Below are 26,432 nucleotides of genomic sequence, written 5' to 3'. Positions count from 1 at the left end.
CCGCGAGCTATTTCAGCAGCGGGTCGCGGGGCAGGCCGAGGATGCGTTCGGCGATGGTGTTGCGGGTGATCTCCGATGTGCCACCGGCGATCGTCATCGCTCGGTTGCCGAGGTAGGCCCGGGTCAGCTTCGTTGTCTGTCCGGTCACCCCGGCCGTCCCGACCAGGTCCATACCGAGTTCAGTCAGATGCTGTGAGTGCTCGGCTACCAGCAGCTTGGTGACGTTGCCCTCCGGTCCTGGCTCGGTGCCTGCGATGGCCCGGCTGACCCGGCGCAGGTTCAGCAACCGGAGCGTGTGGCCGACGGCAATCACTTCGCCGGCGCGGCGCACGTACCGCGCGCCGTCGGGGCCGGCGTCGATCAGGGCGACCAGCTCGTCGGCGTCGAATCCGGTCGGGGCCGCGGACCCGCCGCCGATCGAGATGCGCTCATTGCCCAGGGTGGCCCGCGCGACCAGCCAGCCCTTGTTCACGTCGCCGACCACGTCGGCGTCCGGAACGAACACGTCATCGAAGAACACCTCGTTGAAGTGTGCGTCACCGGTCAGGCCACGCAACGGATTCACCGTCACTCCAGGTGATTTCATGTCGATCGCCATCATCGTGACGCCGGCGTGCTTGGGTGCGTCGGGGTCGGTGCGCACGGTGGCCAGGCCCCACTGGCAGTGCTGAGCCAGGCTGGTCCACACCTTCTGACCCGTTACCCGCCAGCCGCCGTCGACCTTCTTGGCGGCGGTCCGCACGGCGGCCGCGTCCGAACCCGCTCCCGGCTCGGAGAACAGCTGGCACCACATCACCTGACCGCGCAGCACGGGTTCCACCCAGCGCTCGCGCTGATCGTCGGTACCGGCTTGGGCGATGGTCAGAGTCACCCAGCCGGTGATGCCCATGTCTGCGCGCTCGATGTCGGTGAATTCTTCCTCGATCACCAACTGTTCCAACACATCTGCGGCGCGCCCGTAGGGCTTGGGCCAGTGCGGCACCAGGTAGCCGGAATCCACCAGATAGTCGCGGCGCTTGTCCTCGGGCAGCGCCCGCACCGCCGATGCCGCGGCCTGCGCGTCCTGGCGATACTGCTCGGCGTCTTCGGGCAGTGTGAACGACGCCCCGTGCGCCTGCCCGCTGCGCTGCCCGTCGACGACGTCGACCAGCGGATCGGCGCCGTCACCGAGCACCGCGGCCAGGGTCCGGGCCCGGCGCAGGTACAGGTGCGCGTCGTGCTCCCAGGTGAAGGCGATGCCGCCGTGCAGTTGAACGTTGGTCTGGGCGCAGAAGATCTGGGCCCGGATGGCGTGGGCGGCGGCCACCGCGGCGGCGAACCGGGCACCGTCGAGAGTGTCGGCGCGGGCGGCGTCCCACACTGCTGCGGTGGTCTGTTCGGCGTCGACGAGCATGTTGGCCGCGTGGTGTTTGACGGCCTGGAAGGTGCCGATGGTGCGACCGAACTGCTCACGTACCTTGGCGTACTCGACGGCCATGTCCAGTGCGGCCCAGGCGACACCGACCGCCTCGGCTGAGCCGAGGATGCGGAACACCGTGCGGGCCCCGCGCGCCGCGCCACGCAGGATCCGGCTCTCGTCGACGGCCACGGCACGCAGGTCGACCGCGCCGATGCTCCGGGTGGTGTCCAGGGAATCCTGTGCGGTGACGGTGATTCCGTCCGCCATCGCGTCCAGGATGACGACGTCGTCGCCGGCGGCCAGGACCAGCACCTGCGCGTCGGGGGCGCCCAGCACCGCGCGGGCCTGTCCGCCGAGGAGTCCGTCGGCGTCGATGCTCACCGAGCCGGCCAGTCCGAGTGCTGCCACCGTCGTTCCCTCGGCGAGGCCCGGGAGGAGTTCGGCGCGAACGGAATCCGCTGCGTAGCGGTCGATGACCACCGAGGCGGACACTGTGGGCAGGAACGGACCCGGGCACAGTTCGCGTCCGGCGACCTCAGCCACCACGGCGAGCTCGGGCAGGCCGAAGCCCGAGCCCCCGTACTCTTCGGAGATGGCCAGTCCGTTCCAGCCGAGCGCGGCGCCGGCCGCCCAGATCTCGTCGGGATAGCTGCCCGCCTCCTCCAGGGTGGCGCGGGCGGCTGCGCGGCTGTCGAGGCGGTTCAGCTGCCCGAGTGCCGCATCGGCGAGATCCAGGTGCTCTTCGGTGATGGCCAGCGCAGACTTAGTCATGGTTAGCGAAGCTAACGGGGGTTACGCGGTTAAGTCGACGTGATGCAGGTCACAATCCGACGCCGGGTGGACAAGTCGGCGAAGTTGTCGCCTGAGTCAATAGGCTGCGGGGTACGCTCGCGCAATGACGGCACGACCGGATAACCGGTACCCCGCACCGACGCTCGCTGATCGAGCAAAATGGTTGCTGCATGCCAAGCCTTCCGACCATATGCTGGCCCTTAGCGTGGCATCGGCTTCGCTGCCGGTCGTGGGCAAGCACCTGGAACCGCTCGGCGCCCTAGCTGCCATGAGCGTGTGGGGATTCCGCCATCTGCCCGAGTTCGTCGCCTCCTCGGCGAAGTCATGGTTCGCCCCGGACAACAGCGAGTTGCGGCAGGCGGAGCGGGAGCAGACCAACGCCGTTGCCCAAGAGGCGCTGCGCGGGGTGGTCTCGCCGGCTGACCTGGCCATCGACTGGCCGGCCCCCGACAGCGTGGCGCCGTTGTGGCACACCTACGAGTACCGGCGCGACGTGTACCGAACCTCGGTGCGCTACGGCGACGACCCGACTCAACTGCTCGATGTGTGGCGGTCCAAGGATCTGCCCAGCGCAGCCCCCGCTCCCGTCCTGTTGTTCGTGCCGGGCGGTGCCTGGGTACACGGTGGCCGGATCCTCCAGGGCTACGCGCTGTTGTCACATCTGGCCCAGCAGGGCTGGGTGTGTCTGTCGATCGATTACCGGGTGGCCCCGCATCATCGCTGGCCGCGCCACATCACCGACGTCAAGGCCGCCATCGCCTGGGCGCGGGCCAATGTCGACAAGTTCGGCGGCGACCGCAACTTCGTCGCCCTCGCGGGCTGCTCGGCCGGCGGTCATCTGGCCGCGCTGGCCGGGCTCACCCCGAACGACCCCGAGCTCCAGGGAGACCTGCCGGAGGGCGCCGACACCTCGGTCGATGCCGTAGTGGGCATATACGGGCGCTACGACTGGGAGGACCGCTCCACCGAGGAGCGGGTCCGGTTCGTCGATTTCCTGGAACGGATCGTGGTGGGCCGCAAGCTCGATCGGTATCCGGAGATCTTCCGGAAGGCCTCACCGATCGCGCAAATCCATCCCGATGCACCGCCGTTCCTGGTCATCCACGGCACCGGCGACAGTGTCATCCCGGTCGCGCAGGCACGCAGTTTCGTCGACAAGCTCAGGTCGGTGTCGCGGGCCGTGGTCAGCTACATCGAGTTGCCCGGCGCCGGACATGCCTTCGACATGACGGACGGGGCCAGAACCGGGACGATGGCTACGGCAATCGGCTTGTTCCTCAACCAGATTCACCGAAACCGGGCGATGGACGAGGCTAAAGCGGTCATATAGACGTTTCCACACCTGGGGAGGGACACCGTGAAGCGGTTGAGTGGGTGGGACGCGTTCCTGCTGTATACAGAGACGCCCAACGTGCACATGCACACGTTGAAGATCGCGGTCATCGCGCTCGAAGACATGGGTGAGCGGACTTTCGGGATCGACGAGTTCCGGGAGGTGATCCGCGGGCGGTTGCACAAGCTCGACCCGTTCCGGTATCAGCTCGTCGACATCCCGTTCAAATTCCATCACCCGATGTGGCGGGAGAACTGCGACGTCGATCTGGAGTACCACGTCCGGCCGTGGCGGGTACGGGCTCCGGGCGGGCGCCGTGAACTCGACGAGGCCATCGGCGAGATCGGCAGTACCCCGCTGGACCGTAGCCGGCCGTTGTGGGAGATGTACTTCGTCGAAGGCCTGGCAAACGGGCGCATCGCCGTGGTCGGCAAGATCCACCACGCCCTGGCCGACGGGGTGGCCTCGGCCAATCTCCTGGCCCGCGGGATGGATCTACGCGACGGCCCGGACCGCGACGACGACTCCTATGCCACCGATCCTGCGCCCAGCAAGTCTGAACTGGTGCGCTCCGCGTTCGCCGATCACATGCTTCAGCTCGGCCGGTTGCCCGGGACCATGCGATACACGGCCAAGGGGTTCGGGCGGGTTCGACGCAGCAGCCGCAAGCTGTCGCCCGAGTTGACCCGGCCGTTCACCCCGCCGCCCAGCTTCATGAACCACATCCTCGACGAGAAGCGCCTGTTCGCCACGGCCACACTGGCATTGGCTGACGTCAAGGAAACGAGCAAGAAACTCGGGGTGACGATCAACGACCTGGTGCTGGCCATGTCGTCGGGGGCACTGCGCACGTTGTCGCTCAAATACGACGGCAAGGCCGACCATCCGCTGCTGGCCTCGGTGCCGATGAGCTTCGACTTCTCGCCGGACCGCATCTCGGGTAACCGCTTCAGCGGTGTGTTGGTGGCGTTGCCGGTAGATATCGCCGACACCGCCGAGCGGGTGCAGCGCGCGCACGATGCAGCCGCGCTGGCGAAGGAAAGTCATCAACTGATCGGTCCGGAACTGATCGCGCGCTGGGCCGCCTACATGCCGCCGGCGCCGGTCGAGGCAGCGTTCAAATGGCTGTCCCATCAGGACGGTCAGAACAAGGTGCTCAACCTCAACATCTCGAACGTGCCGGGACCGCGGGAGCGCGGCAAGGTCGGTGGCGCCACCGTCACCGAGATCTACTCGGTCGGGCCGATCACGACGGGCAGCGGGCTGAACATCACGGTGTGGAGCTACGTCGATCAGCTCAACATCTCGGTGCTCTCCGACGATGCCACGGTCGACGATCCGCACGAGGTCACCGAGGGCATGGTCGACGAGTTCCGCGAAATTCGCAGGGTCGCAGGACTTTCGGATAAGTTGACCGTGGTCGAGTCGGCGATGCCGCAGTGACTTCTGCACCGCGAGCGTGCGTGTTTGTCTGCCTACTCGCCGTGCAACAGTGACAGTTGCCGCACGCTCGCGTAGTCGCACATCAACCGGGTTTCTGGATGAACCGGCCAAACGGAAGGATGTGGCCAATGGACAGCCCAGACTCGGAGACTGGTGATCTCGCCGAACTGCAGGAGGAGCTCAGGCTTCGACTGATCGCCGGGTTCTGGGACTACGACGACTTGCTCGAATGGGCATCCGATTCCGAAGTGCTGCAGCCTGACGACGCGGCGCTCCTGGTGGGATCGATGTGGGATGAGCGGGTGGCCGAGCAGGCCGCCTGGCTCGACACCGGTGATTACGGTCGGTTGAAGGACGCGTTCACCCAGCTGGAATCGGAGGGCATCCTCGGTCGGATGTGCTTCTCCTGTTGCATGACCTGTGGCACCAGCGAGATCGATGACGAGCGCACCCTCAATCCGAATCCGCCGGACTGGTATCGCTACCGCGAGTGGGCCTACACCTTTTTCCACGAGCAGGATGCACTGCGGCTAGGTGAATACCCGCCGAAATTGGCATTGGGATACAGCTCTTTTCGTGCGCATCCCGACTTGCCGGAGGCATTGGTCCAGGCCTCCTACGACGGGGACGAAGCGGCGGCCGAGGAGGTGAAGGACCGTACCGACACGATGGTGGGGCAGCGAATCGTCGCAGTGGCCGAGAGTTTTGGTCTGACCACGTACTGGTCGGGATCACGCCACGAACGCATCGAAGTGGAGATCAGGGAGTGGCGCAAGCCGCTGTCACCCCGCGCCGTCGACATGCCTCAGGAGCAGAACCGGAGCTGGGCGGCACCGGTGCGGTGGCTGGGCACTCTGTTCAATCCACGCGGCGGCGGTTTGTAGTACCGAAGGCGTTCATGAGGGGTACCATTTCTACAAATAGAACTTGGAGAAATTCCTCGGGAGGTTGCCGTGCGCGTCGAGGTCGACCTGGACCGCTGCGAAGGTAATGCCATCTGCGTGAAACTCGCACCGCAGCTGTTTCAACTCGATGAGGACGACTATTCGGTGGTCCAACTCGATCCGGTGCCGGCCGGGCTGGAAGAAGTCGCCGCAAAAGCGATCGAGGAATGCCCCCGCGCGGCACTGCGGCGCGGCTAGACAGTTTCTGAATCTTCCTGTCGGACAAATGATCGAACTGGCCGCGCATCGCGGGAGGACTGGTTAGCCTCCGTTCCATGCCTGCCGCCGACATTGCCGACTTCATCGTGGTCGGTGCGGGTTCGGCCGGATCGATCGTGGCGTCGCGACTGGCGTCGGCAGGTGCCGATGTGGTGCTGATCGAGGCCGGCGGCACTGATCGTCGGCCCGACGTTCCCGTGCCGACCGGGATTGCCTCGCTCTACCTGACGGCGAACTGGAAACATCAGTGCGCGCCCGATCCGAGTAAGGGCGACATCGCCGAACACTTCCGCGGTGGACGGATCATCGGCGGCAGCGGGTCGATCAACGCCATGGTCTACGTGCGCGGTCGCGCCGCCGACTACGACGGCTGGGCCGCGGCCGGATGCGACGGTTGGTCGTACGACGAGGTTCTGCCGCATTTCAAGGCCATCGAGAACTGGATCGGCGGCGGTGACGAGTATCGCGGCGACGCCGGCCCGATTCCGGTGTCGTGGTGTGGACACCACCACGAGGTCGACGAGGCGTTCATCGCTGCCGCCGCCGAGGCCGGACACGACCGCAACCCAGACCAGAACGGACGGTCGCAACTGGGAGTATCCCGAACCCAGGTCAACCAGCGTCGAGGCCTGCGGGTCTCCTCGGCGCATGGCTTCCTCCGGTCGCTACCCCGAGATCGACGGCCCCGGCTGCTGGCCAGAACGACGGTGTCGCGGATCCTCATCGAGAACGGTCGAGCTGTCGGCGTCGAGTGCGGGGGTCGCAAACTGCTTGCCCGCCAGGACGTTATCTTGAGCGCAGGCGCCATCGGCTCACCGACGCTGCTGTTGCGCTCGGGCATCGGACCGGCAGGCACCGTGCTCGAGCTTCCCGGCGTCGGCGAGAACTTCCAGGACCACCTGGTCGGCACTCAGTTCTGGGAATCGAAGGTGCCGACGGCAAATACACTCGGGCCGATCAGGGCGCTGAAGGGTGTCGGCTCACTGCTGCTCGGCGGCACCGGGGTACTCACCATGTCGCCGTTCGAAGCCCAGATCTTCACCGACGATTTCCAAATCGCGGTCAGCCCCATACATTACGAGCTCGACGGGAGCACGGGCCGCACGGCCATCGAGCGCGTCGACGGGTTCACCGTCTACACCGTGCTCATGCATCCGCAGACCCGGGGCCGGGTCGGACTGCACGACGGTAAGGCCAGGATCGAGTTCGAGCGTTTGGGTGACGGAGACGACATCGATCGGCTGCGCAAGGGGATGAGCCATGCCCGTGAGGTCGTCGAGGGTGCCTCGGCCATGAAAGGCATTGCGGGTGCGTACCTGAACACCGGCGATCAGGATCACGCATGGCTGGCCCGCCGGGAGACCAGCATCGGCCACGCGGTCGGAACGTGCCGCATGGGTACCGATGACGCGTCGGTCGTGGACCCCGAGTTGCGCGTGCACGGCATCGACGGACTCCGCGTCATCGACGCATCCGTGATGCCGACACTGACCTCGGGCAACACCAACGCGCCCACCATGATGATCGCGCACCGCGCTGCGGATCTCCTACTCGGAGTGTGACTTTGCTCGCCGCTCACGCCGGGGCGGAGGCGAGGAGAAATTCTGCCAGCTTGGCGCTGGCGGGGCCGAGCCGTGACTGTTCGGCTGAGGCGAGGTAGATGTCCCACATGATCGCCGGTCGTATCTCGATGGCGCGCAGGTCCGGATAGTGCGCGGCCTCACTGGCGGGCATCACGATGGTGCCGAGGCCGTGTCGGACCAGGCGGCCGGCAATCGAGTATTCGAGAGCCACCTCGTGAGACACCCGGGCGTCGACGCCGGCAGCCGCGAAAGCGGTGTCGACGAGACGTCTGAGGCCGAATTCGCGCGGAAACCCGATCAGATCCTCGTCGCAGAGTTCAGCGACCTCGACGTCATTGCGGTCTGCGAACGGATGATCCCTGCGGCAGACGAACACCATCGGTTCTCGGCACAGCAACTGCATCTGAACGCGCGCGGGGAACCGGTCCGGTGCCGATACCAGAGCCAGGTCGAGTGAGCCGTCGGTGATCGCCGAAAGATAGGCCATGGAACCAATTTGGCTCTGCCGCAACCTGATGCGGACAAGCGGATACTCGCGGTGGAAGTCGCCGAGTATCTCAGGTACGTCGAGCGTGCCGAACGAGATCAGCGACCCGAGGTCGACCGTGCCGGTCAGCTCTCCGTGGTACGCGCTCACCGCGTCCTTTGCCAGTCGTGCGGTCTGGACCACCTGGCGGGCGTGCTCACGGAACAGCTCTCCCGCAGGTGTGATCCTGATCTGGTGTTTGGAGCGGTCGAACAGATCCACTCCGAGTTCCTTCTCCAGTTTCGCCACTGCCGTGGACAGGGCCGACTGGACAACGTGTGTCTGGTTCGCGGCCCGGGAGAAACTCATCTCACTCGCGACCGCGATGAAGTACTCAAGCTGGCGAAGTTCCATGACCTCGAGTATCTCGTTTCGCGATAGAGATGATCAATATTGTTCGTTGGACTTGATGGATTGGCATTGGTCTGATGGAAGGGCAAGATTCGAACGAAGGAAGTGAACATGCTGGCTGCAGGCAATGTCACGGTCACCGATCTGCTGTGCGTCACCCCGCCCCGGATTCCGGAGGGCGCGCATGCGATGACGCAGATCATCGAGATCCCGCCGGCCGACCCTGGCGTGCAGCCGCACCGTCACTCCGGACCCGTCTTCGGCTACGTGCTGGAGGGGACGATCCTCTTCGAGCTGGAGGGTGAGGCACCCCGGAACATTGCTGCGGGAGAGGCGTTCTGGGAGCCCGGTGGAGATGTGGTCCACTACCAGGTCGCGAATCTGGACCCGCACCACCGCGCTGTTTTCCTGGCGGTCTGCATCTGCGCTCCGGGCGTCGACATGATCACCATGCTGGGTCCCGACGAGATCCAGGCCCGCGACCACCTGCGTCATCCGGACGCGCGTCAAATCAACATCGGCTGACCGAGGAACGAGGAAACAACCGTGAAAGCCCTGATCACCGGCGACCGCGCTGCGGGCGCCGACGGACTGTCGCTGTCCGAGATCCCCCACCCGCATGCGGCCGAGAACGACGTCATCGTCGCGGTGCACGCGGCCGCTTTCACTCCCGGTGAGCTGGACTGGCCGGGAACCTGGGTCGATCGCGCCGGGCGGGACAGGACGCCCGCCGTGCCTGGTCATGAAGTCTCGGGCGTAGTTGTCGAACTCGGCTATGGCACAACGGGCCTCACGGTCGGGCAACGGGTCTTCGGGGTCACCGACTGGGCCCGCAACGGCACTCTCGCCGAGTACGTCGCGGTCGAGGCGCGAAATCTTGCGCCGCTGTCGGCCGGTGTCGACCACACCACTGCGGCAGCACTTCCGATCTCGGGACTGACAGCCTGGCAGGGATTGTTCGACCACGGGCACCTTGCGGCCGGGCAGACCGTGCTGATCCACGGCGTGGCCGGTGCTGTCGGATCGATCGCGGCGCAGCTGGCGCGCGAACGCGGAGCCCGGGTGATCGGTACCGGTCGGGCAGCGCAGCGGGACGCCGCGCTCGAGCTGGGGGCCGATGCCTTCCTCGAGCTGGAAGGCGGGTGGGAAGAGGCCGTCGGCCAGGTCGACGTGGTGTTCGACGTGATCGGCGGTGAGATCCTGGATCGCTCAGCGCAGTTGGTGCGGGCGGGTGGCACCCTGGTCACCATCGCCGAACCACCCCGGGTTCAGCCGGCGGACGCTCGGGCAGTCTTCTTCGTCGTCGAACCCGACCGGACGCAACTCGTGATGCTCGAGCGCAAACTGCGCGACGGCAAACTGCGGCCGACTGTCGGTGCGGTCCTTCCGCTCTCGGATGCGGTGTCGGCGTTCAACCCGGCGAAACGCGTCGCGGGCAAGACGATCATCCGGGTGGTCGAGGGCGGCTGAAGCCGCACACCGCGAGCGTGCGCATAATGCGGCCGTTTCAAGGCGTGTCGGGCGACAAACACGCACGCTCGCGGTGGTGGGTGAGTGAGCTACTGGATCGGCTCGTCTCCCAACACCGTGGTGCGCAGCATGTGCCGGGGTGAGTTGGGTTCGTACGGCGCGGCCCGGTGCAGGACACCCTGGTTGTCCCAGATGACGGTGTCACCGACCGACCACTTGTGGCTGTACACCTTGTCTGTGGTGGTGGCGTGGGCGAGGAGTTCGGCGAGCAGGGCCCGACCCTCGTCGCGGTCCATCCCGACGATGTAGTCCGCCGAAGCGCCCAGTACCAACGACTTTCGCCCGTTGCGGTGCGTCCACACCAGCGGGTTCTCGTGGGTAGGTCGGGCCTGCCAACGGCTCAGCTGATCGGGTGTCGGATCCGAATAGACCCGCCGCTGCGACGCTTCCAGGGAGTGGACCACCCGCAACCCGCGATAGCGCTCCTTCTCGGCCTCATCGAGCGAGTCGTAGGCCGCATAGGTGTTGGCGAACTCGGTTTCACCTCCCCGGGCAGCGACCTCCAGGGCTGACAGCACCGTCGCCTTCTGCGGGCATTCGTCGTGCATGGGGGTGCAACCGTCGATATGCCAGTCGAACGTCGCCTTGAGGTATTCGGCGGCCTTGTTCTTCGTCTTGTCCAGCGTGATCGGGTAGATACCCGAGACCGGGTGATGGCCATCTGCCGAGCGGTCGATCTCGCCGAGGCGCTGCGAGAAAGCCACTTGGGCTTCGGGATTCAGATGCAGGTCGTGGAACACCAGCACCCCGTTGTCCTCCAGGGCGTCGAGCACCGCGGCTCCCAGGCTGTCGTCGGTTCCCAGGCGTTCGGGGTCGACGCCGACAACCTCGGCGCCCACCGAAGTGGTCAGCTTGTTGATGGTCAACACACTCATCGGGTGCGTCCTTTCAGGGTTCGGTGGTGTTACGGCCGTGGCTCGCCGGTGCGGATCATCACGGCGTCGGCGGAATCGGTCGGAGCTGGTTGGTGCATGATCTCCACCGACATGGCGACCATGATCAGCGAATAGATCAGGTGCAGCAGGTTGAGCGCATCGTCGGGAATGTCGTCGAGCGGAAACTTGTCGCAGTACTCGATCGCCTCCTCGACGCGCGGGAAGAAGGCGTCGTAGAACTCGTGCATCTCCGGCATGGTGCTGGCCAGCCGGCGCTCCCAGCGCTCGGTCTCCGTTGGCAGACACCAGATTTCGGCGTAGGGCTCCAGCTCGGCGAAGGCGCTGGGGAGTCGAGGGGAGGTCATCGTGACGTCCCCACCGGCGTGCGGTCGCGCTGATAGGCCTCGACCCAGTCGACCGCCATCTTGTGCAGGTGCCGTACCAGGATCTCCTGATCGTTGAGCGGGTAGTCGTCGATGACGTCGTACTCGAGCGCGGCCTGGGTGCCGCCGAGCATGCCGGCGTCCTGCAGGGCGAACTCTTTGAGCACCACGGCGGCTACCTCATGCTCGACGCGTTCCCGCACCGTGCGTGCCGGGTGGAAATAGGTGAACGCCTCGAACCGATGGGTGTTGTGTGAGGTCGGCCAGTAACGGTAGAGCAGATACCAGCCGCCGTAGATCAGGATCTCGAGGTTGGGGAAGATCTGGAAGTTGCTGATCCCCCAGGGATCGATGTTGCCCGGGTTGAGTCCGTGCATCGGCAGTTCGCCGATGTCGGGAGTCCGCCAGGGACCCACCAGCCCGCTTTGGGTGGCGCGCTCGATCGGGTACATGTATTCCGGTGCCAGCAGCCAGCGTCGGGTGCCGGCCGTCGAGACGAGGCGGTGCGGGCCGTCGAGTTGAAAGTGGCCGCAGGTGAAGCCGGCGTTGGGATCCCGAACCTCGGGCGGCACCTGCTGGGTGTGCAGCGAGGGCACGTGGTAGTACTCCTGGAAGGCGTCGGCGAAGATCTTCCAGTTGCTGTTGTTGTGTGCCACCCAGTCGTATCGCTCGGTGAGTTTGTCGAACGGGTAGTCGTCGAGCGCGGTGACCATGGGGCCGAGGAACTCGCGCAAGCTCTGGCGTGGTTCGCGGTCGAAGTTGACGAACACGAAGCCCGCCCAGACGTCACAGTGCACCGGAACCAGTCCGTAGTCATCGGGGTTCAGGTCGCTGAAACGGTCCGCGTCGGGCAGCGATATCAGCCTTCCGTCCAGGCCGTAACGCCAGCCGCAGTGCCGGCATTCGAACTCGGCTCCGGTACTGCGTAATTCGGTGGCGCGGAAGTCCGGTGACACCAGCGTGTGCCCGCGTCGACGGCACAGGTTGTGGAAGGCGCGGATACCGCCGTCGTGGTCTCTCACCAGGAGCAGCGACGCTTCGGCGGCCTCGATCTGCCGGGTGATGAAACTGCCGACCTCGGGCGTCTCTTCGACCCGGCTGATGTTGAGCCAGGCCCGCTTGAAGATGGCCTCCTGTTCCAGGGCGTAGAACTCTTCAGAGATGGAGTCCCGGAACGGGATCGGGCCGGTACCCAGATCGGGATAGTGTTCGGTCCAGGAGCCCTCAGCCGGCTTGGGCCACTTGGTTGCCATGTGAACCTCCGTGGTGACTAGTGCGTTTTCGGACTGCTCGGACGGCTCGGGAGCCGTTACATCACTGCGCCGCCGTTCACCCCGAGGGTTTGACCGGTGATGAATCCGGCCTCCTCGGAGCACAGGAACCCCACGGCGGCAGCGATATCCGCACCGGTACCGAGTCGGCCGAGCGGGATGTTGGCGGCGATCGTCTCGTTGGGCGGCAGGTAACCCGCAGCTTGCGAGTGGTGCTGCATCGGGGTCTCGATACCCGATGGCGGGATGTTGTTGACCGTGATGCCGTGCGCGGCGTACTCGCGCGCCAGCGATTTCGTCAGGGTCAGCAGGGCGCCTTTGGAGGCGGCGTAGTGGGCCGCGAACGGGGTGCCGCGCTGCGCGCTCGACGAGGAGATCATCACGATGCGACCCCACCCCGCCTCGACCATGTCCGGCAGTGCCACCTGGCAGCAGCGGAACGTCCCGCTCAGGTTCACGTCGATCATCTGCGCCCAGGACTGTTCGGTGATGTCCGCGAACGAGGCGTACCCGAACATGCCCGCGCTGGTCACCAGGATGCCGACCGGCCCGAGCTCGCTGCGCACCTTGCCGAAGGCCTCTTCCACCGCAGCCCGGTCGGTGATGTCGGCGCCGACCGCGAAGGCGGTGGCGCCGGCCGACCGCAGGTCGTCGGTGACGCGTTGGGCGGCATCGGCATTGACGTCGAGCACGGCGACCTGATGCCCACGCCGACCCAACTCGTGGCACGTCGCCTCGCCCATGCCTGATGCCCCGCCGGTCACCACGGCCACCCTGTTCACACTGGTTTTACTCATAGACCACTCTCACTGTGCGGCTGGTGGGCAGTGCCTGGCACGTCACCACCCAGCCCTCGGCAATCTCGTCGTCGTCGAGGGCGTCGTTGTTGAGCATGCGCGCGCTGCCCTCGACCACCTGAGCCATACACGTTCCACACGAACCGGTTTCGCAGGAGGACGGCGCCTTCAGGCCGGCCAGCCGCGCGGTCTGAAGCAGGGTGTTACCTGCGCGGTACGGCGCGGTGACGGTGCTGCGGCCGAGTTCGATCGTCACCTCTTCGGTGACCGCAGGTTCGTCCGCGTCGGGCGGCGGGATCGCAGCGACGCTGAACCGCTCCAGATGCACGTGCTGTTTGGGGATCCCGGTGTCGAGCAGGACCCGTTCGACGGTGTCCATGAACGGGGCGGGTCCACAGACGTAGTAATCGGTAGCCGCGTGGCTGTCGTTGGCGATGAAATCGGCGATCTGTTGCGGCGAGACGACGCCGTCCAGATCGTCGAGGTGATGGTGCACCTGAAGGTGCTCGCTGTGGCTGTCGACGAGGGCGGCCAGCGCCTCCCGGAAGATCACCGAGTCGAGATTCCGGTTGGCGTAGAACAGTCGAGTCCTGCGGGTGGTGGCGGCCAGTGCCGACTGCACCAGCGAGAACACGGGGGTGATGCCGCTGCCGCCGGCGAAGGTGACGATGTTGCGTTCGCCTGCAGTAAGGACGAAGCGGCCTTCGGGCGGTGCGACGTGCAGTTCGTCGCCGATGCTCACGGTGTCGTTGACCCAGTTGGAGACCAGGCCGTCGCGATCACGCTTGACGGTGATCCGCAGATCGGGATCGACGGTCGGCGACGAGGACATCGAGTAGCACCGGCGATGTTCGGCCCCGGCGATTCTCGGCCGAATGGTGATGAATTGCCCCGCCGCATAACGGAATCGGTCTCTGGCCGGCTCGGGGATGTCGAGTACCAGGGATACCGCGTCGGAGGTCTCCCGGATCACCTGCTTGATCCGCACGGGAGTGAACCCGTCGGCGTCGATCACGTCGGCGGATTCCGTGCGGGGCGTCGTCGTAGATGTCTCCATCGCGTTCAATAATATCAAGTACTTGTCATTAATCTCAAGTGGTAGATATCGACGACGGTGCGGGGGCATGACCCACTCCCGTAGAGGTGCGCAGGCGATACGTCCGCACCACCATTTCGCCTGTTCGGTGCACCTCGATTACCTGTCGGTAAGTCTGAGGCTCTAGGCTGCGGTCTGACGCTCGCGGTGATTGTGCCGCTCTACCTGCCGCACACACCCCGAGGACACCTTGATGGCGATCGCCGATGTTCCCGCCTACCTGCATCTCAGCAGGGAGGATGTCGAAGAGATCGCCTATGAACTCGAGGTCATCCGCCGAGACGTCGAGGAGTCGCTCGGGGCGCAGGACGCGGCCTACATCCGGCGGGTCATCCACTTCCAGCGGGCGCTCGACGTCGCGGCACGACTGATGATCGCCGGCACCCGGTCGAAGACCGGATGGTTGGTGGGAACGTGCGCACTGGCATATGCGAAGTCCATCGAGAACATGGAGCTCGGCCACAACATCTCCCATGGCCAGTGGGATTGGATGAACGACCCCGAGATCCACTCCAACACCTGGGAGTGGGACATGGTCGGACATTCCGCGCAGTGGCGGTACTCGCACAACTACCGGCATCACGTGTACAGCAACGTGCTCGGGATGGACGAGGACATCGGCTACCGCCTGCATCGGGTCACCACCGACCAGCCGTGGCGCTGGGTCCACTTGGCGACACCGGTGCGAAACCTGGTGCTGGCCGCGATGTTCGAATGGGGCATCGCCCTGCACGGCCTGCACTCCGAGCGTCTGCGGCACGAGACGCCAGACGGCCTCGCCGTGGAAAAGCGGAAGTTCTTCGGCAAGATCACCCGCCAGTTGAGCAAGGATTACGTGGTCCTGCCCGCCCTGAGCCTGCGCCGGTGGCGTCGGACCCTGGCTGCCAACATCACCGCGAATGTGGTCCGGAACCTGTGGGTGTACGTGAACATCATCTGCGGGCACATCCCCGACGGCGCCGAAACTTTCGATCCGGCGGTGGTCGAGGATGAGACCAAAGGCGAGTGGTATCTGCGGCAGATGGTCGGGACCGCAAACTTCAACGCGAGCCGGCTGCTGGCGTTCTCAGGCGGTCACCTGTGCTACCAGATCGAGCATCACCTGTTCCCTGACCTGCCGAGCAACCGCCTCCCAGAGGTCAGCGTTCGTGTACGGGAACTGTGCGAGAAGTACGACCTGCCCTACAACACGGCGTCGCTTCCGCGCCAGTACTTCCGGACCCAGCGGATCATCCACGGGTTGGCGTTTCCCGACTGGATGCTGAGCATCGGCCGGCGACGCCGCAAATAGGCGATCGCCTCGTCGGGAGGCGGAGATGTCACGGGTCGATGTGATCGGACTGAGGGGTGTTGCCCGTCCCCTGTTCGATCACCCGACGCAGGAGCGCCTTCAGTTGCTCCTGCTCGTCGTCACTGAGCACGCCGAACACCCGCTCATGGGCGGCGACGGCGTCGGCGACCACCGCCGAGGCCACCGCCCGGCCTTCGTCGGTGAGAAAGACCTGCAGGATGCGTCCGTGCTGGGGATCCTGTTTGCGCTCGACCAGGCCACGCTTCTCCAGCGCGGTGAGCGCGAGCTGCACGCCCTGCGGGGTGATCAGCAGGCGACGAGCCAACTCGGCGCCCGACAAACCCGGTTGATTGGTCAGCTGGCGCAGGACACCGATCTGGGCCGTGGTGACCCCGTGGTCCTTGACCGACTCGTTGACCTCGGTGAGCGAGAAGTAGAACGCCTGTTTGAGCCACCACAAGGTGTTCTCGGTGAGGTCCATGCTCTCGTCTCCTGCCGTGCCTGTCATTTTCGACGCTAGCGCACGTCACCTGGTTCGCGGCGAGCCGCTCAGACGTGCTTGTAGATCGCGCCGTCCTTCATTACGAACCGGACGTCGAGCGTCGTCGCGATGTCGACGCTGGGATCGCCCGCGACGGCGATGACGTCGGCCAGGTAGCCCGGGGCCAGCTGCCCCAGCTCGTCGGCGGCATCGACCAACTCCGAGGCCACCAGGGTCGCGGCTTGCAACGCCTGCATCGGGGTCATGCCCCGCTCGACGAGCGCGCACAATTCCTTCGCGTTCTCGCCGTGCGGGACGGCCGGGGCGTCGGTGCCGCAGGCGATCCGGACCCCGGCGGCGATGGCCTTGGGAAGCATGGATTTTGCCCGGGGGAACACCTCGAGTGCCTTCTTGCGTAGCTCGGGGGCGATGCGGTCGATGGCCATGGCATCGGTGAGATAGGTGGTGGACACCAGGAACGTGCCGTGGTCGACCATCATCTGGATCGTCTCGTCGCTGGCCAGGAATCCGTGTTCGATGCAGTCGATGCCGGCGCGGATGCAGGCCTGGATCGCGGTGTCGCCGACCGCGTGGGCAGCGACCTTGACGCCTGCGCGATGGGCCTCGTCGGCGATCGCGGCGAACTCGGCATCGGAGTACTGCTGGGCGCCCGGCGCGGTGCTGTGGGACATCACGCCACCGGAGGCCGACACCTTGATCAGCTTGGCGCCGTGGCGGATCTGGTAGCGCACGCACGCGATGACGTCTGGAACCCCGTTGGCGATGCCCTCGGCGATCGACAGCGGCATGATGCCCGGCGCCAGCCGCTGGAAGACCGTGGGGTCGAGGTGTCCGCCGTAGGGGGTGACGGCGTGGCCGGCCGGATAGATGCGCGGCCCTTGGTGCCAGCCCTGGTCGATGGCCCGCTGCAACGCAACGTCGAGCAGGTAGCCGCCGGTCTTGACCATCAGGCCGAGGTTGCGGACCGTGGTGAACCCGGCGTCCAGCGTGGTGCGGGCGTTGACCGCGCCGCGCAGCGTCCGGTACGCCGGATCGTCCTGCACACCGTGCATCGGGGTCGGCAGGCCGCCTGGGTTGCCCGGACCGCCGATCAGCAGGTTGAGTTCCATGTCCATCAGCCCGGGCAGCAGGGTGGCGTCGCCCAGATCGATGACGGTGGCCGAATCCGGTAGTGGCCCTTCGGGGTTGATGGCCTTGATGCGGTTGCCCTCGACGACGACGACGGCCGGGGAGTGGACCTGGCCGGCAGCCACGTCGATCCAACGGGCGGCGCGAAGGACTGTCGTTTTCACGTTGTCGGTCTGGGTCACGGCACCGGCTCGGCGACGCAGTCCAACGATGTGGCACCGGAGTCGGGTACCCGTGGCTGTTTCCAGCACTCCACCGGGAACGACACTGTGATCATCGAATACAGCAGGTGCATCAGGTTGAGCACGTCCTCGGGCAAGGCGTCGAGGCTGAACTTGTCGCAGAAGCTGATCGCCTCCTCGGCCCGCGGCGTGATCGCGTCGTAGAAGGCCTGCATCTCGGTCATGGTGCTGGCCAACCGCTTGCTGTAGCGCTGCGGCTCGCTGGACAGGCACCAGTCCGAAAATTGTTCGAGGTCGGCGAATTCGGCCGGCAGTTTGACGCTCATCGGTTCACACTCCCGCGGTCTTGCGTTGGTAGTCCTCGATCCACGACGCCGTCTCCTTGTGCAGGTGACGCAGCAGGATCTCCTGATCGCACAGCAGGAACTCGTCGACCACCCGGGTCTCGATCGAGGTCTGCGTCGCTTCCAGGGTGTTGGCATCCTGCAGGCCGTACTCCTTGAACGAGACCGCGGCCAGTTCCTGGCCCAACCGCTCGCGCGGGGTGCGTGGCTGCGGAAAGTACAGCGTGCACTCGAAAGTGTGCGTGTTGAACGACGTCGGCCAGTAGTGGTAGGTCAGATACCAGCCCTGTCCCCAGAACAAGATGACGAAGTTCGGGAACAACTGGAACGAGTCCAGCCCCCACGGATCGCACTTGGCGGGGTTCAGCCCGGCCGGCATCTCGCCGAGATCGGGCTTCTCCCACGGTCCGAAAAGTCCGCTCTGGCAGATGTCTTCCATGGGCTTGCGCATCTCGTCCGGCATCTCCCAGGCGCGCACGCCAGACGTGCTCACCAGCCGGTGCGGCCCTTCGATCCGGTAGTGCGGGGCCTCGAAACCGGACTCCGCGGCGGCCTTGGAGTAGGCGGTGGGGGATTGGTTCGCGTGCAGGATGGGTGCGTGGTAGAACTCCTGGAAGGCGTCCATGTAGAGCTTCCAATTCGCCTTCACCTCAGAGCGATACGTGAATCTCGAGGTCATCTTGTCGAACGGGTAGCCTTCGAGATCGGTGATCATGGGGCCCAGGAATTCGCGCAGTGACTGCTCGGGCACCTTCGCGAAGTTGACGAAGATGAAACCTTCCCACACCTCGCAGTGCACGGGAACCAGGCCGTAGCGGCTCTTGTCCAGGTCGAAGAACTCTGCCTCCTGCTGGACGAAGGTCAGCTCACCGTCCAGGTCGTAGCGCCAGGCGTGGTACTTGCAGGTGAACTGCCGGCACACTCCACTGGTCTCTTCCAGCGGCATGTCGTCCCACACCAGCTTGTTGCCGCGGTGTCGGCAGACGTTGTGGAAGGCCTTGACCTCTCCGGACTTGCCTCGTACCACGATGATCGAGGTGTTGGCCGCCTTCATCTCCCGGGTGAAGTAGCTGCCCTTGCGTGAAAGCTGTTCGACCCGGCCGACATTCAGCCAAGCGCGTTTGAAGATCGCCTTGCGTTCCAGCTCATAGATCTCCGGGCTGATCGAGTCTTCGTAGGACACCGGCCCGGTGCCGAGCTCCGGGTAGTGCTGAGTCCAGCTGCCTTCAGCCGGCTTGGGAAACCGAGCCATGCCCGCTCCTCTGAGGTGTGGTTCGACCGATGATGCCGACATGGGGCTGCAATGCCGGCCAGGGGCTTCAGGCTCGACGGTAGACGCCGGTTTCATCAATGACAAGTAGTTGATACTCTGAGTTCGACTGAGGCGGGAGAGTCTGGATGGATCAACATCTTGGGGAGTATCTCGGAATCGAGGCCGACTGGTCGCTCGACGGCGACGCTGCCGACACCGTGGAGGTGATCTCCCCGCACACCGAGCAACCCATCGCTCGCGTGGCGGCAGCCGGGCCCGCCGAGGTGGATGCGGCCGTCGCGGCCGCTCGTGCGGCCATCGACCACGGGCCGTGGCCACGCCTCGATCCGGCGGAGCGCATCGCGGCGGTGCGGCGCCTCGCCGAGGTCTACGCCGGGCGACGCGGCGAGATGGCCCAACTGATCTCGGCCGAGATGGGTGCGCCGATCACTTTCGCCCAACGGGCGCAGGTCGGACTGCCGACGATGATGATGTCCGCGTTCAGCGAACTGGCCGAGACCTACCCCTGGCAGGAGACCCGCACCGGTTTCTTCGGATCGGACATACGTATCCAGAGACATTCGGTGGGCGTCGTCGCCGCCGTCGTGCCCTGGAACATGCCGCAGTTCCTGATCGTCACCAAACTGGTGCCGGCGCTGCTGGCCGGCTGTGCGGTGGTGCTCAAACCTGCACCCGAATCCCCGTTGGATGCACTGCTTTTAAGCGACATGCTCAAAGAGATCGGCCTGCCCGAGGGCGTCGTCTCCGTCGTCCAGGGGGATGCCGCCGTCGGCGCCCACCTGGTCGGTCATGCAGGCGTCGACAAGGTCTCGTTCACCGGCTCCAGCGCCGCGGGCCGGGCCGTCGCAGCAGCCGCCGCGGCCAACCTGACCAAGGTCAGCCTCGAGCTCGGTGGAAAGTCGGCGGCGATCATCCTCGATGACGCCGACCCGGCGACGGTCGCGGCCGGGGTGCGCTCGGCCAGTCTGTCCAACAGCGGCCAGATCTGCAATGCGCTGACCCGCATCGTCGTCCCGGCCTCTCGGGAACGCGAATTCGTCGACGCCCTGGCCGACCGGATGAACGCACTCGTCGTGGGCGATCCTGCCGATCCCGCCACCGAGCTCGGGCCACTCGTGTCCCGACGCCAACAGCAGCGCGTGCGCGACTACATCGACCTCGGCGGGCGCGAGGGTGCCCGGCTGGTCTGCGGCGGCACCGATCTGCCCGACGGTGTGGACACCGGCTGGTACGTCCGGCCCACCCTGTTCGCCGGCGCCGACAACTCGATGCGCATTGCCCGCGAAGAGATCTTCGGTCCCGTCCTCACAGTGATCGCATACCGGGACGAGGACGAGGCTGTCGCGATTGCCAACGACTCCGACTACGGACTGGCCGGCTCGGTGTGGACGGCCGATCCAGACCGGGGAATCGGGATCGCCGAGCGTGTACAAACGGGGACTTTCGGGGTAAACCAGGGGTACACGATGGATCCGTTTGCACCGTTCGGCGGTATCAAGGACAGCGGCTACGGTCGCGAACTCGGCCGTGAAGGGCTCGACGGGTACCTCGAGACCAAGTCCATCGCCGTCGCGGCCACCCGGTGATCGAGAGGGAATGACGATGACCACTACTACGTCGCCCAGGATTGCTGCCGCCGAGCGCATCGCGGTGCGATGCGTCGATTCCGACGTGCATCCGGTGCCCCGACGGGGCGAGCTCGGTCAGTACATCCCCGAGCCGTGGCGGTCCCGATACTTCAACTCCCACGATGTCGGCGACCTGATCTACTACGACGCTCCCGACTATGCGCATGCCTACGCCATGCGCACCGATTCCTTCCCGTCCGACGGCGAATTCGCCGGCAGCGACCCCGATCTCGCGTTCCGGCAGCTGATCATGGAGGCCGGAGCGGATATCGCCGTCCTGGAACCAGCGGCATACTCGGCCCACATTCCCGAGGCCAACCATGTGATGAACTGCGCGCTGAACGACTGGCAGGCCAATCACTGGCTCGACAGCCACAACAACTGGCATGAGCGCTGGCGCGGATCCATCTGCCTGGCGGTCGAAGCGCCGGAGTTGGGGGCGCGGGAGATCGAGCGGTGGGCCGGTCATCCCTACATGGCGCAGATCCTGATCAAGGCCGAGCCGCGTCCGTCCTGGGGTGACCCGAAGTACGACCCGATCTGGGCCGCGGCCACCAAGCACGACATCACCGTGAGCTGCCACCTGTCCCGCGGCGAGTACGACGAACTCCCCCTCCCTCCGGTCGGGTTGCCCAGCTACAACCACGACTTCATGGTCACGTACTCACTGTTGGCGGCCAACCAGGTGATGAGCCTGATCTTCGACGGGGTTTTCGACCGGTTCCCGACGCTGCGCATCGTGTTCGTCGAGCATGCATTCACCTGGATCCTTCCCTTGATGTGGCGGATGGATGCCATCTACGCAGCCCGCAAGGGTTGGATGGACATCAAGCGCAAGCCCAGTGAATACGTCAAGGACCACATCAAGTTCACCACCCAGCCGCTGGATTACCCCGAGGACAAGACCGAACTGTCCCGGGCATTCGAGTGGATGGAGTGCGAGAAGATCCTGCTGTTCTCCAGCGATTACCCGCACTGGACGTTCGACGATCCCCGCTGGCTGGTCAAGCATCTGCCCGAACATGCCCGCGAGCCCATCATGTTCCGCAACGGCATCGAAACCTACAAGCTGCCCGAGACTGTTCCGGTGCTCGAGGGGCAGGTTCGGGTCTTCTGAGACTCGGCGCGGCCGCGGTCAGGGCAATTTGATCGCCGATACGTACATCTCGACCATGGGCCGGTAGAGGTCGACATCGTCGAGTTCGCTGCCCAGGACCACCGAGTCGCTGGTGGCGATGAGAACTTGGGCGAACGTCTTCGGCGGTATCAGCAGGGTGCCGCCGAATTGCTCGATGCCGTTGACGATGAACTTTGCCAGCGCGTCGACTACCTCCGAACGCTTGGCGGCGACGCGGTCCCGTGACTCCGGGTTTCGCCGGAGGTAGAGCGTGAACTCATGCCCCAAGGCGGCGTGCTCGGCACCGCGATCTTGGCTCAATTGCCTCCAGCGCTTTGCGATCTCGTCGCGTTCACGCGTGCCGACCTGTTTCGCGCTCGACATCACCTCGGCGAAATTGTCGAAGTAGCGCCGCCAGTAGCGGTCACTCACGGCCAGGAACAGGTCTTCCTTGGTCGTGAAGTGCTTGTAGATGGCGCCCTTGGTGTAACCGGCGGCTCGCGCAATGTCATCCAGTGTGGCTGGCGCGAAACCTTTTTCGGCAAATACCTCTTCGGCGGCGTCGAGCAGTACTGAGCGGGTGTGCTCCAGTCTGCGTTCTCGGGTCCAGCGCTCCGCCATGGCAGAATTCTGCCACAGAATCTGAGTGACCTATTGGAATCTCAGATACCCATGAGTATATTTGCACCCGTTGGCCGGGCCTGGCACCACCGGCTGCTCCACGATCGCCAAGGGGAATCCGAACATGAGTGATCTGTCCAAGAAGCCTGCTGTCACCGAATCGATCGGCGGCGTCGCCGAACTCGAGAAGCAAGGTCCGCCGTCGTCGAATGCGTACAGAATCTGGGCGACCGTCGGCGGTGTTTTTCTGCTGGTGACGTTGTATGTGTTCACCCGGTGGGTGACCGGCCCCTACTTCGAGCCGGTGTCGGGTGGCCCGAGCGAGCCACCGATGTATATGAAGATCCCGCTGATGGCCAATGCTGTGGTGCTCTGGGTGGGTCTGCCGTTTGCCTTGTGGTTCTTCATTATTCGGCCTTGGATGCGTGAGCGGCGCATCACGCTCGACGGCATGCTGCTCGTGTCGATGGGCCTGATGATGTTCCAGGATCCGATGCTCAACTACTACAGCACCTGGTGCACGTACAACGCCTGGCTGTTCAACCAGGGGTCGTGGGCGCCGTACATTCCGGGCTGGGTGGCACACGAGGAACCGGGCCACACGGTGCCCGAACCGCTGCTGACCAACATCCCCGGCTATGCGTACGGTGTCTTGCTGCTCACCATCGTCGGCTGCGCGATCATGCGAAAGATCAAGAACCGTTGGCCTGGGATCAGCAATCTGCGGCTGGTCTTGGTCACCTATGCGATCGCCTTTGTCTTCGACTTCGTCATGGAGGCCCTGATCATGTTGCCGATCGGGTTCTACTCCTATCCCGGTGCCATCCAGTCCTTGTCGTTCAACGCCGGCACCTACTACCAGTGGCCGATCTACGAGGGGCTGATGTGGGGCGGTGTCCAGACGGCGCTGGTCTGCCTGCGCTTCTTCACCGATGACCGTGGCCGCACCGTGGTCGAACGGGGGATCGACCGGGTCCGCGGCGGGTTCGTGAAACAGCAGTTCGTCCGCTTCCTCGCCATCTTCGGTGGTGTCAGCGCGTGCTTCTTCCTCTTCTACAACGTTCCCGCGACCTGGCTGGGCATGCACGGAGATGCGTGGCCCGAAGATGTCCAGAAGCGCTCGTACTTCAACCCCGGGATCTGCGGCGAGGGAACCGACCGGCCGTGTCCGAATCCTGATCTGCCGCTGCCGACCAAGCACTCGGGGTATGTGAACCACGAAGGCGAACTGGTGCTGCCGGATGGGGTGAGCATCCCGCCCGTGGTGCCGATCCAAAGGCCCGAAAAGTGACGACGGTCAGCAAGTTTCGGCCGTCCGCCGAATCAGGGACACGGCCGCCGTTCTATCGTGCCGCGGGCCGGGAGGTAGAGACCTTCCGGGCGGCCGCCCGCCGCGGCGCGCCGGTGCTCCTCAAAGGCCCCACCGGGTGTGGCAAGACCCGTTTCGTCGAGGCGATGGCTCACGAACTCGGTCGCGAACTCATCACCGTCGCCGGCCACGAGGACATGACATCTGCGGATCTGGTGGGGCGCTTCCTGCTCAAGGGCGGCGAAACCGTCTGGGTGGACGGCCCGTTGACCAGAGCGGTGCGCGCCGGCGCCATCTGCTATCTCGACGAGATCGTGGAGGCGCGTCAGGACACAACGGTGGTCATCCATCCGCTCGCCGACCACCGGCGCGAGCTGCCCATCGACCGGCTGGGCACCACCTTGTCCGCGGCGCCCGGCTTTCAACTGGTGATCTCCTACAACCCCGGTTACCAGAGCATCCTGAAGAGCCTCAAAGACTCGACCCGGCAACGCTTCGTCGCGATCAGCCTCGACTTCCCGACAGCCGAGGTCGAGACCGAGATCGTCGCCTCCGAGGCTGGAATCGACTCATCCACCGCGGCATCGCTGGTCGTCCTCGGAAACGCCATCCGGCGTCTCGACGGCTCGGCGCTGAGCGAGGTGGCCTCGACCCGCATGCTGATTCTCGCCGGTGGTCTTGTCGCCGAAGGACTCAACCTGCGCGACGCTGTCCAGTCCGCGGTGGTGGAGGTGCTGTCCGACGATCCCGACGTGATTCGGGGCCTCGGGGAACTGGTCGACGCAGTCCTGCTGCCGCAGTGAGCACCGGCCTCCCGGAACCGCATCACTTCCGGTTTCTGGCCGGTTTCCTCGCCGGGCGCCCGATCGAGGTGGCCGTGGGCCACACGGACGAGCCCGCGTACACCGACGGGCGGGTCGTCTTCGTGTCGGCGAACGCCGATCGGGACCGGCAGCGCCGCGAGGTGCTGGTTCAGAGCGCACTCCTCGGAGCCGGAAGCCTCGATGGTCGGTACGTCAGGCGACTGCGGGCGCGGCCGTCGGTTGCGCGCCGCTATCTGGGGCTCGAAGGCTATCGTGTCCTGGCCGAACTCGGCCCGCGGATCGCCCTGGCGGCATCGGTCGCCCCCGCCCCGGCGGTACAGTCGGCCAGTTGCGAGGAGTCGTTGCAGATCGCCTTGGGCCGAACCGAACTCGACGCACCACCGAATTGGTTCGGGGCGATCAAACCGTCCAAACTGATCCGTACCCGCGGCGAATCTGGCTCACCGGCGACCGATGCCGATGTCCGGACGATCGCCGAGCATCCCGACGCGTCGGAAATGGATGAGGACGATGACGACGACGGACCGTCCGAGAAGAGCTGGATTCTCAAACTTTTCGAGGCTCCGCTCGGTATGCAGGCGCCCGCGAAGTTCTTGCGCACGCTCTTCGGCAGCTCTCGCTCGCCCGGAGGTGAGGGCGCCGGGGCTGAAGTGGGGGTCGGCTCGATACGACGGACTTCGCACGCCGGGGTGAATGCGCGGCCGGCACCGACCCCGATCCACTTCATCGGTGCCGGCAGGCCTGGCTCGGCTCTCACTGTCGGCGGCGCCCTGTATCCGGAATGGAACGTTTTCGGCGACCGGTATCGGGAGAACTGGTGCCGCGTGATCGACTATCCGATCACCGCCCCGGCGGATGTCTCGGCCGTTCGCGTGGCGCGCGACGCCGTGTTGCGACGCAGGCTGGCACGAGTCGGCCTCGGAACCAAAGTGTTACGCGCCCGCGCCGACGGTGACGACGTGGACATCGAGGCCATGATCGACCTGGTCGTCGATCTGCGCTCAGGCCATTCACCGCCCGAGCATGTGTACACCGAGCGCCGTCGACTCGCGCGCAATCTCGGTGTGCTCATCCTCGTCGACGCATCGGGATCGGCGACCGACGCCGACGGCGAAGGCCTTGCCGTCCATGAGCACCAACGACGCGCCGCTGCGACGCTTGCTGCGACGCTAGAGGAACTCGGTGATCGCGTGGCCGTCTACGGTTTTCGTTCGCAGGGCCGCCGCGCGGTGCACCTGCTCGCCGTCAAGACCTTCGGTCAACGCTTCGGCGCCGCCGAGCGGTCCCGGCTCAGCCAGCTTCAGCCCTTCGGCTACACCCGCCTGGGCGCCGGAATCCGTGGAGCTGGTGAGATCCTCAAAACCAAAGCGGGAACGCCACACCGGCTGCTGCTCGTACTGTCCGACGGGTATCCGTACGACGACGGCTACGAGGGACGATATGCCCAGGCCGATGCCGCCAAGGCCCTCGAAGAACTGCGGGCCGACGGCGTGGCCTGCCTGTGCCTGTCCATCGGCGCACCTGCCGATCCTGATGCGCTCGATCGGGTCTTCGGGTCGGCCAGTCACGCCGGGGCCGCTACGTTGTCGGAGCTGAGCCCGCGGATTGATGAGTTGTTCTTGTCCGCACTGGCAGAACTGGCTGCTCCGAAGCCACGGTGACGGGCGTGAG

At 65.4% G+C, this 26,432-nt stretch carries 25 protein-coding genes; 13 read left to right on the top strand and 12 right to left on the bottom strand.

The genetic code is table 11. The features are described 5' to 3' along the window. Positions 1-7 precede the first annotated feature (7 nt). A complete protein-coding gene (locus AC4ELH_RS11215) occupies positions 8-2,170 on the bottom strand; it encodes an acyl-CoA dehydrogenase family protein (RefSeq protein WP_498884507.1) in 2,163 nt (720 codons plus the stop codon). A 124-nt stretch (positions 2,171-2,294) separates the two neighbouring features. Here AC4ELH_RS11215 and AC4ELH_RS11210 point away from each other — a divergent pair, with 124 nt between their 5' ends. The 5 genes from AC4ELH_RS11210 (at position 2,295) to AC4ELH_RS11190 (ending at position 7,692) form a co-directional block, all read left to right on the top strand. Continuing rightward, the gene (locus AC4ELH_RS11210; RefSeq protein WP_064882031.1) at positions 2,295-3,521 is read left to right on the top strand and encodes an alpha/beta hydrolase; all 1,227 of its coding nucleotides are present in this window, start codon (positions 2,295-2,297) and stop codon (positions 3,519-3,521) included. 27 nt (positions 3,522-3,548) lie between these two features. Beyond that, the gene (locus tag AC4ELH_RS11205; protein WP_498884505.1) at positions 3,549-4,967 is read left to right on the top strand and encodes a WS/DGAT/MGAT family O-acyltransferase; all 1,419 of its coding nucleotides are present in this window, start codon (positions 3,549-3,551) and stop codon (positions 4,965-4,967) included. Between the two features lie 128 nt (positions 4,968-5,095). After that, on the top strand, positions 5,096-5,851 hold the full coding sequence (locus AC4ELH_RS11200) for a DUF6891 domain-containing protein (protein WP_498884503.1): 756 nt from the start codon (positions 5,096-5,098) through the stop codon (positions 5,849-5,851). Between the two features lie 69 nt (positions 5,852-5,920). Then, positions 5,921-6,109 carry a ferredoxin gene (locus AC4ELH_RS11195; RefSeq protein WP_064957848.1) on the top strand — a complete coding sequence of 63 codons (189 nt, stop codon included), beginning with the start codon at positions 5,921-5,923 and terminating at the stop codon, positions 6,107-6,109. A 77-nt stretch (positions 6,110-6,186) separates the two neighbouring features. Next, positions 6,187-7,692, top strand: a complete 1,506-nt coding sequence (locus AC4ELH_RS11190) for a GMC family oxidoreductase (RefSeq protein WP_498884501.1) — start codon at positions 6,187-6,189, stop codon at positions 7,690-7,692. A gap of 13 nt (positions 7,693-7,705) precedes the next feature. Here the strand turns inward: AC4ELH_RS11190 and AC4ELH_RS11185 are convergent, their stop codons facing one another. Continuing rightward, positions 7,706-8,593: a LysR substrate-binding domain-containing protein gene (locus tag AC4ELH_RS11185; RefSeq protein WP_498884500.1), complete on the bottom strand. Its 888-nt coding sequence runs from the start codon at positions 8,591-8,593 to the stop codon at positions 7,706-7,708. A gap of 108 nt (positions 8,594-8,701) precedes the next feature. Between AC4ELH_RS11185 and AC4ELH_RS11180 the strand changes: the two genes are divergently transcribed. After that, positions 8,702-9,115 carry a cupin domain-containing protein gene (locus AC4ELH_RS11180; protein ID WP_064934231.1) on the top strand — a complete coding sequence of 138 codons (414 nt, stop codon included), beginning with the start codon at positions 8,702-8,704 and terminating at the stop codon, positions 9,113-9,115. A 21-nt stretch (positions 9,116-9,136) separates the two neighbouring features. After that, positions 9,137-10,060, top strand: a complete 924-nt coding sequence (locus AC4ELH_RS11175) for an NADP-dependent oxidoreductase (protein WP_498884498.1) — start codon at positions 9,137-9,139, stop codon at positions 10,058-10,060. 89 nt (positions 10,061-10,149) lie between these two features. On the opposite strand, the gene AC4ELH_RS11170 is transcribed toward AC4ELH_RS11175, so the two are convergent. Genes AC4ELH_RS11170 through AC4ELH_RS11150 form a run of 5 tightly spaced genes read right to left on the bottom strand, consistent with a single transcriptional unit; the run spans position 10,150 to position 14,503 of the window. After that, positions 10,150-10,995: a TauD/TfdA dioxygenase family protein gene (locus AC4ELH_RS11170; RefSeq protein WP_498884496.1), complete on the bottom strand. Its 846-nt coding sequence runs from the start codon at positions 10,993-10,995 to the stop codon at positions 10,150-10,152. Positions 10,996-11,024: 29 nt separating this feature from the next. After that, entirely contained in the window at positions 11,025-11,360 is a 336-nt protein-coding gene (locus tag AC4ELH_RS11165) for a hypothetical protein (protein WP_448448121.1), read from the bottom strand. Further along, complete coding sequence (locus AC4ELH_RS11160) at positions 11,357-12,631, bottom strand: aromatic ring-hydroxylating oxygenase subunit alpha (protein WP_498884494.1); 1,275 nt, start codon at positions 12,629-12,631, stop codon at positions 11,357-11,359. The genes AC4ELH_RS11165 and AC4ELH_RS11160 overlap by 4 nt, the downstream gene beginning before the upstream one ends. Before the next feature lie 56 nt (positions 12,632-12,687). Continuing rightward, positions 12,688-13,446: an SDR family NAD(P)-dependent oxidoreductase gene (locus tag AC4ELH_RS11155; RefSeq protein WP_174554221.1), complete on the bottom strand. Its 759-nt coding sequence runs from the start codon at positions 13,444-13,446 to the stop codon at positions 12,688-12,690. Next, positions 13,439-14,503: a ferredoxin--NADP reductase gene (locus AC4ELH_RS11150; RefSeq protein WP_064882054.1), complete on the bottom strand. Its 1,065-nt coding sequence runs from the start codon at positions 14,501-14,503 to the stop codon at positions 13,439-13,441. The genes AC4ELH_RS11155 and AC4ELH_RS11150 overlap by 8 nt, the downstream gene beginning before the upstream one ends. A gap of 232 nt (positions 14,504-14,735) precedes the next feature. Here AC4ELH_RS11150 and AC4ELH_RS11145 point away from each other — a divergent pair, with 232 nt between their 5' ends. Then, positions 14,736-15,833: a fatty acid desaturase family protein gene (locus AC4ELH_RS11145; RefSeq protein ID WP_448448128.1), complete on the top strand. Its 1,098-nt coding sequence runs from the start codon at positions 14,736-14,738 to the stop codon at positions 15,831-15,833. A gap of 28 nt (positions 15,834-15,861) precedes the next feature. Here AC4ELH_RS11145 and AC4ELH_RS11140 read toward each other — a convergent pair whose 3' ends face one another. The 4 genes from AC4ELH_RS11140 to AC4ELH_RS11125 all read right to left on the bottom strand — a co-directional run bounded on the left by AC4ELH_RS11140 (position 15,862) and on the right by AC4ELH_RS11125 (position 19,241). Continuing rightward, positions 15,862-16,314: a MarR family winged helix-turn-helix transcriptional regulator gene (locus AC4ELH_RS11140; RefSeq protein WP_064882058.1), complete on the bottom strand. Its 453-nt coding sequence runs from the start codon at positions 16,312-16,314 to the stop codon at positions 15,862-15,864. 68 nt (positions 16,315-16,382) lie between these two features. After that, positions 16,383-17,627, bottom strand: coding sequence for a metal-dependent hydrolase family protein (locus tag AC4ELH_RS11135; RefSeq protein ID WP_448448130.1), 1,245 nt, complete (start codon positions 17,625-17,627; stop codon positions 16,383-16,385). Positions 17,628-17,641: 14 nt separating this feature from the next. After that, positions 17,642-17,971 carry a hypothetical protein gene (locus tag AC4ELH_RS11130; protein ID WP_064882060.1) on the bottom strand — a complete coding sequence of 110 codons (330 nt, stop codon included), beginning with the start codon at positions 17,969-17,971 and terminating at the stop codon, positions 17,642-17,644. Positions 17,972-17,975: 4 nt separating this feature from the next. Then, positions 17,976-19,241, bottom strand: a complete 1,266-nt coding sequence (locus AC4ELH_RS11125) for an aromatic ring-hydroxylating oxygenase subunit alpha (protein ID WP_064882062.1) — start codon at positions 19,239-19,241, stop codon at positions 17,976-17,978. A 146-nt stretch (positions 19,242-19,387) separates the two neighbouring features. Here AC4ELH_RS11125 and AC4ELH_RS11120 point away from each other — a divergent pair, with 146 nt between their 5' ends. Further along, positions 19,388-20,848, top strand: coding sequence for an aldehyde dehydrogenase (locus tag AC4ELH_RS11120; protein ID WP_498884491.1), 1,461 nt, complete (start codon positions 19,388-19,390; stop codon positions 20,846-20,848). A 16-nt stretch (positions 20,849-20,864) separates the two neighbouring features. Beyond that, positions 20,865-22,007: an amidohydrolase family protein gene (locus AC4ELH_RS11115; protein ID WP_498884490.1), complete on the top strand. Its 1,143-nt coding sequence runs from the start codon at positions 20,865-20,867 to the stop codon at positions 22,005-22,007. Positions 22,008-22,025: 18 nt separating this feature from the next. Here AC4ELH_RS11115 and AC4ELH_RS11110 read toward each other — a convergent pair whose 3' ends face one another. Continuing rightward, entirely contained in the window at positions 22,026-22,628 is a 603-nt protein-coding gene (locus tag AC4ELH_RS11110) for a TetR/AcrR family transcriptional regulator (RefSeq protein WP_064882068.1), read from the bottom strand. Between the two features lie 124 nt (positions 22,629-22,752). Between AC4ELH_RS11110 and AC4ELH_RS11105 the strand changes: the two genes are divergently transcribed. Genes AC4ELH_RS11105 through AC4ELH_RS11095 form a run of 3 tightly spaced genes read left to right on the top strand, consistent with a single transcriptional unit; the run spans position 22,753 to position 26,422 of the window. Beyond that, the gene (locus AC4ELH_RS11105) at positions 22,753-23,919 is read left to right on the top strand and encodes a spirocyclase AveC family protein (RefSeq protein WP_064882177.1); all 1,167 of its coding nucleotides are present in this window, start codon (positions 22,753-22,755) and stop codon (positions 23,917-23,919) included. After that, complete coding sequence (locus AC4ELH_RS11100; protein ID WP_498884487.1) at positions 23,916-24,740, top strand: CbbQ/NirQ/NorQ/GpvN family protein; 825 nt, start codon at positions 23,916-23,918, stop codon at positions 24,738-24,740. Before AC4ELH_RS11105 ends, AC4ELH_RS11100 begins: the two co-directional genes overlap by 4 nt. Beyond that, the gene (locus tag AC4ELH_RS11095) at positions 24,737-26,422 is read left to right on the top strand and encodes a nitric oxide reductase activation protein NorD (RefSeq protein WP_498884485.1); all 1,686 of its coding nucleotides are present in this window, start codon (positions 24,737-24,739) and stop codon (positions 26,420-26,422) included. The genes AC4ELH_RS11100 and AC4ELH_RS11095 overlap by 4 nt, the downstream gene beginning before the upstream one ends. Positions 26,423-26,432: the final 10 nt, after the last annotated feature.

It is taken from the genome of Mycobacterium shunyiense, from assembly GCF_058270075.1.
The sequence above is the reverse complement of the archived record's forward strand: the minus strand, read 5'-3'. Positions and strand labels throughout refer to the sequence as shown.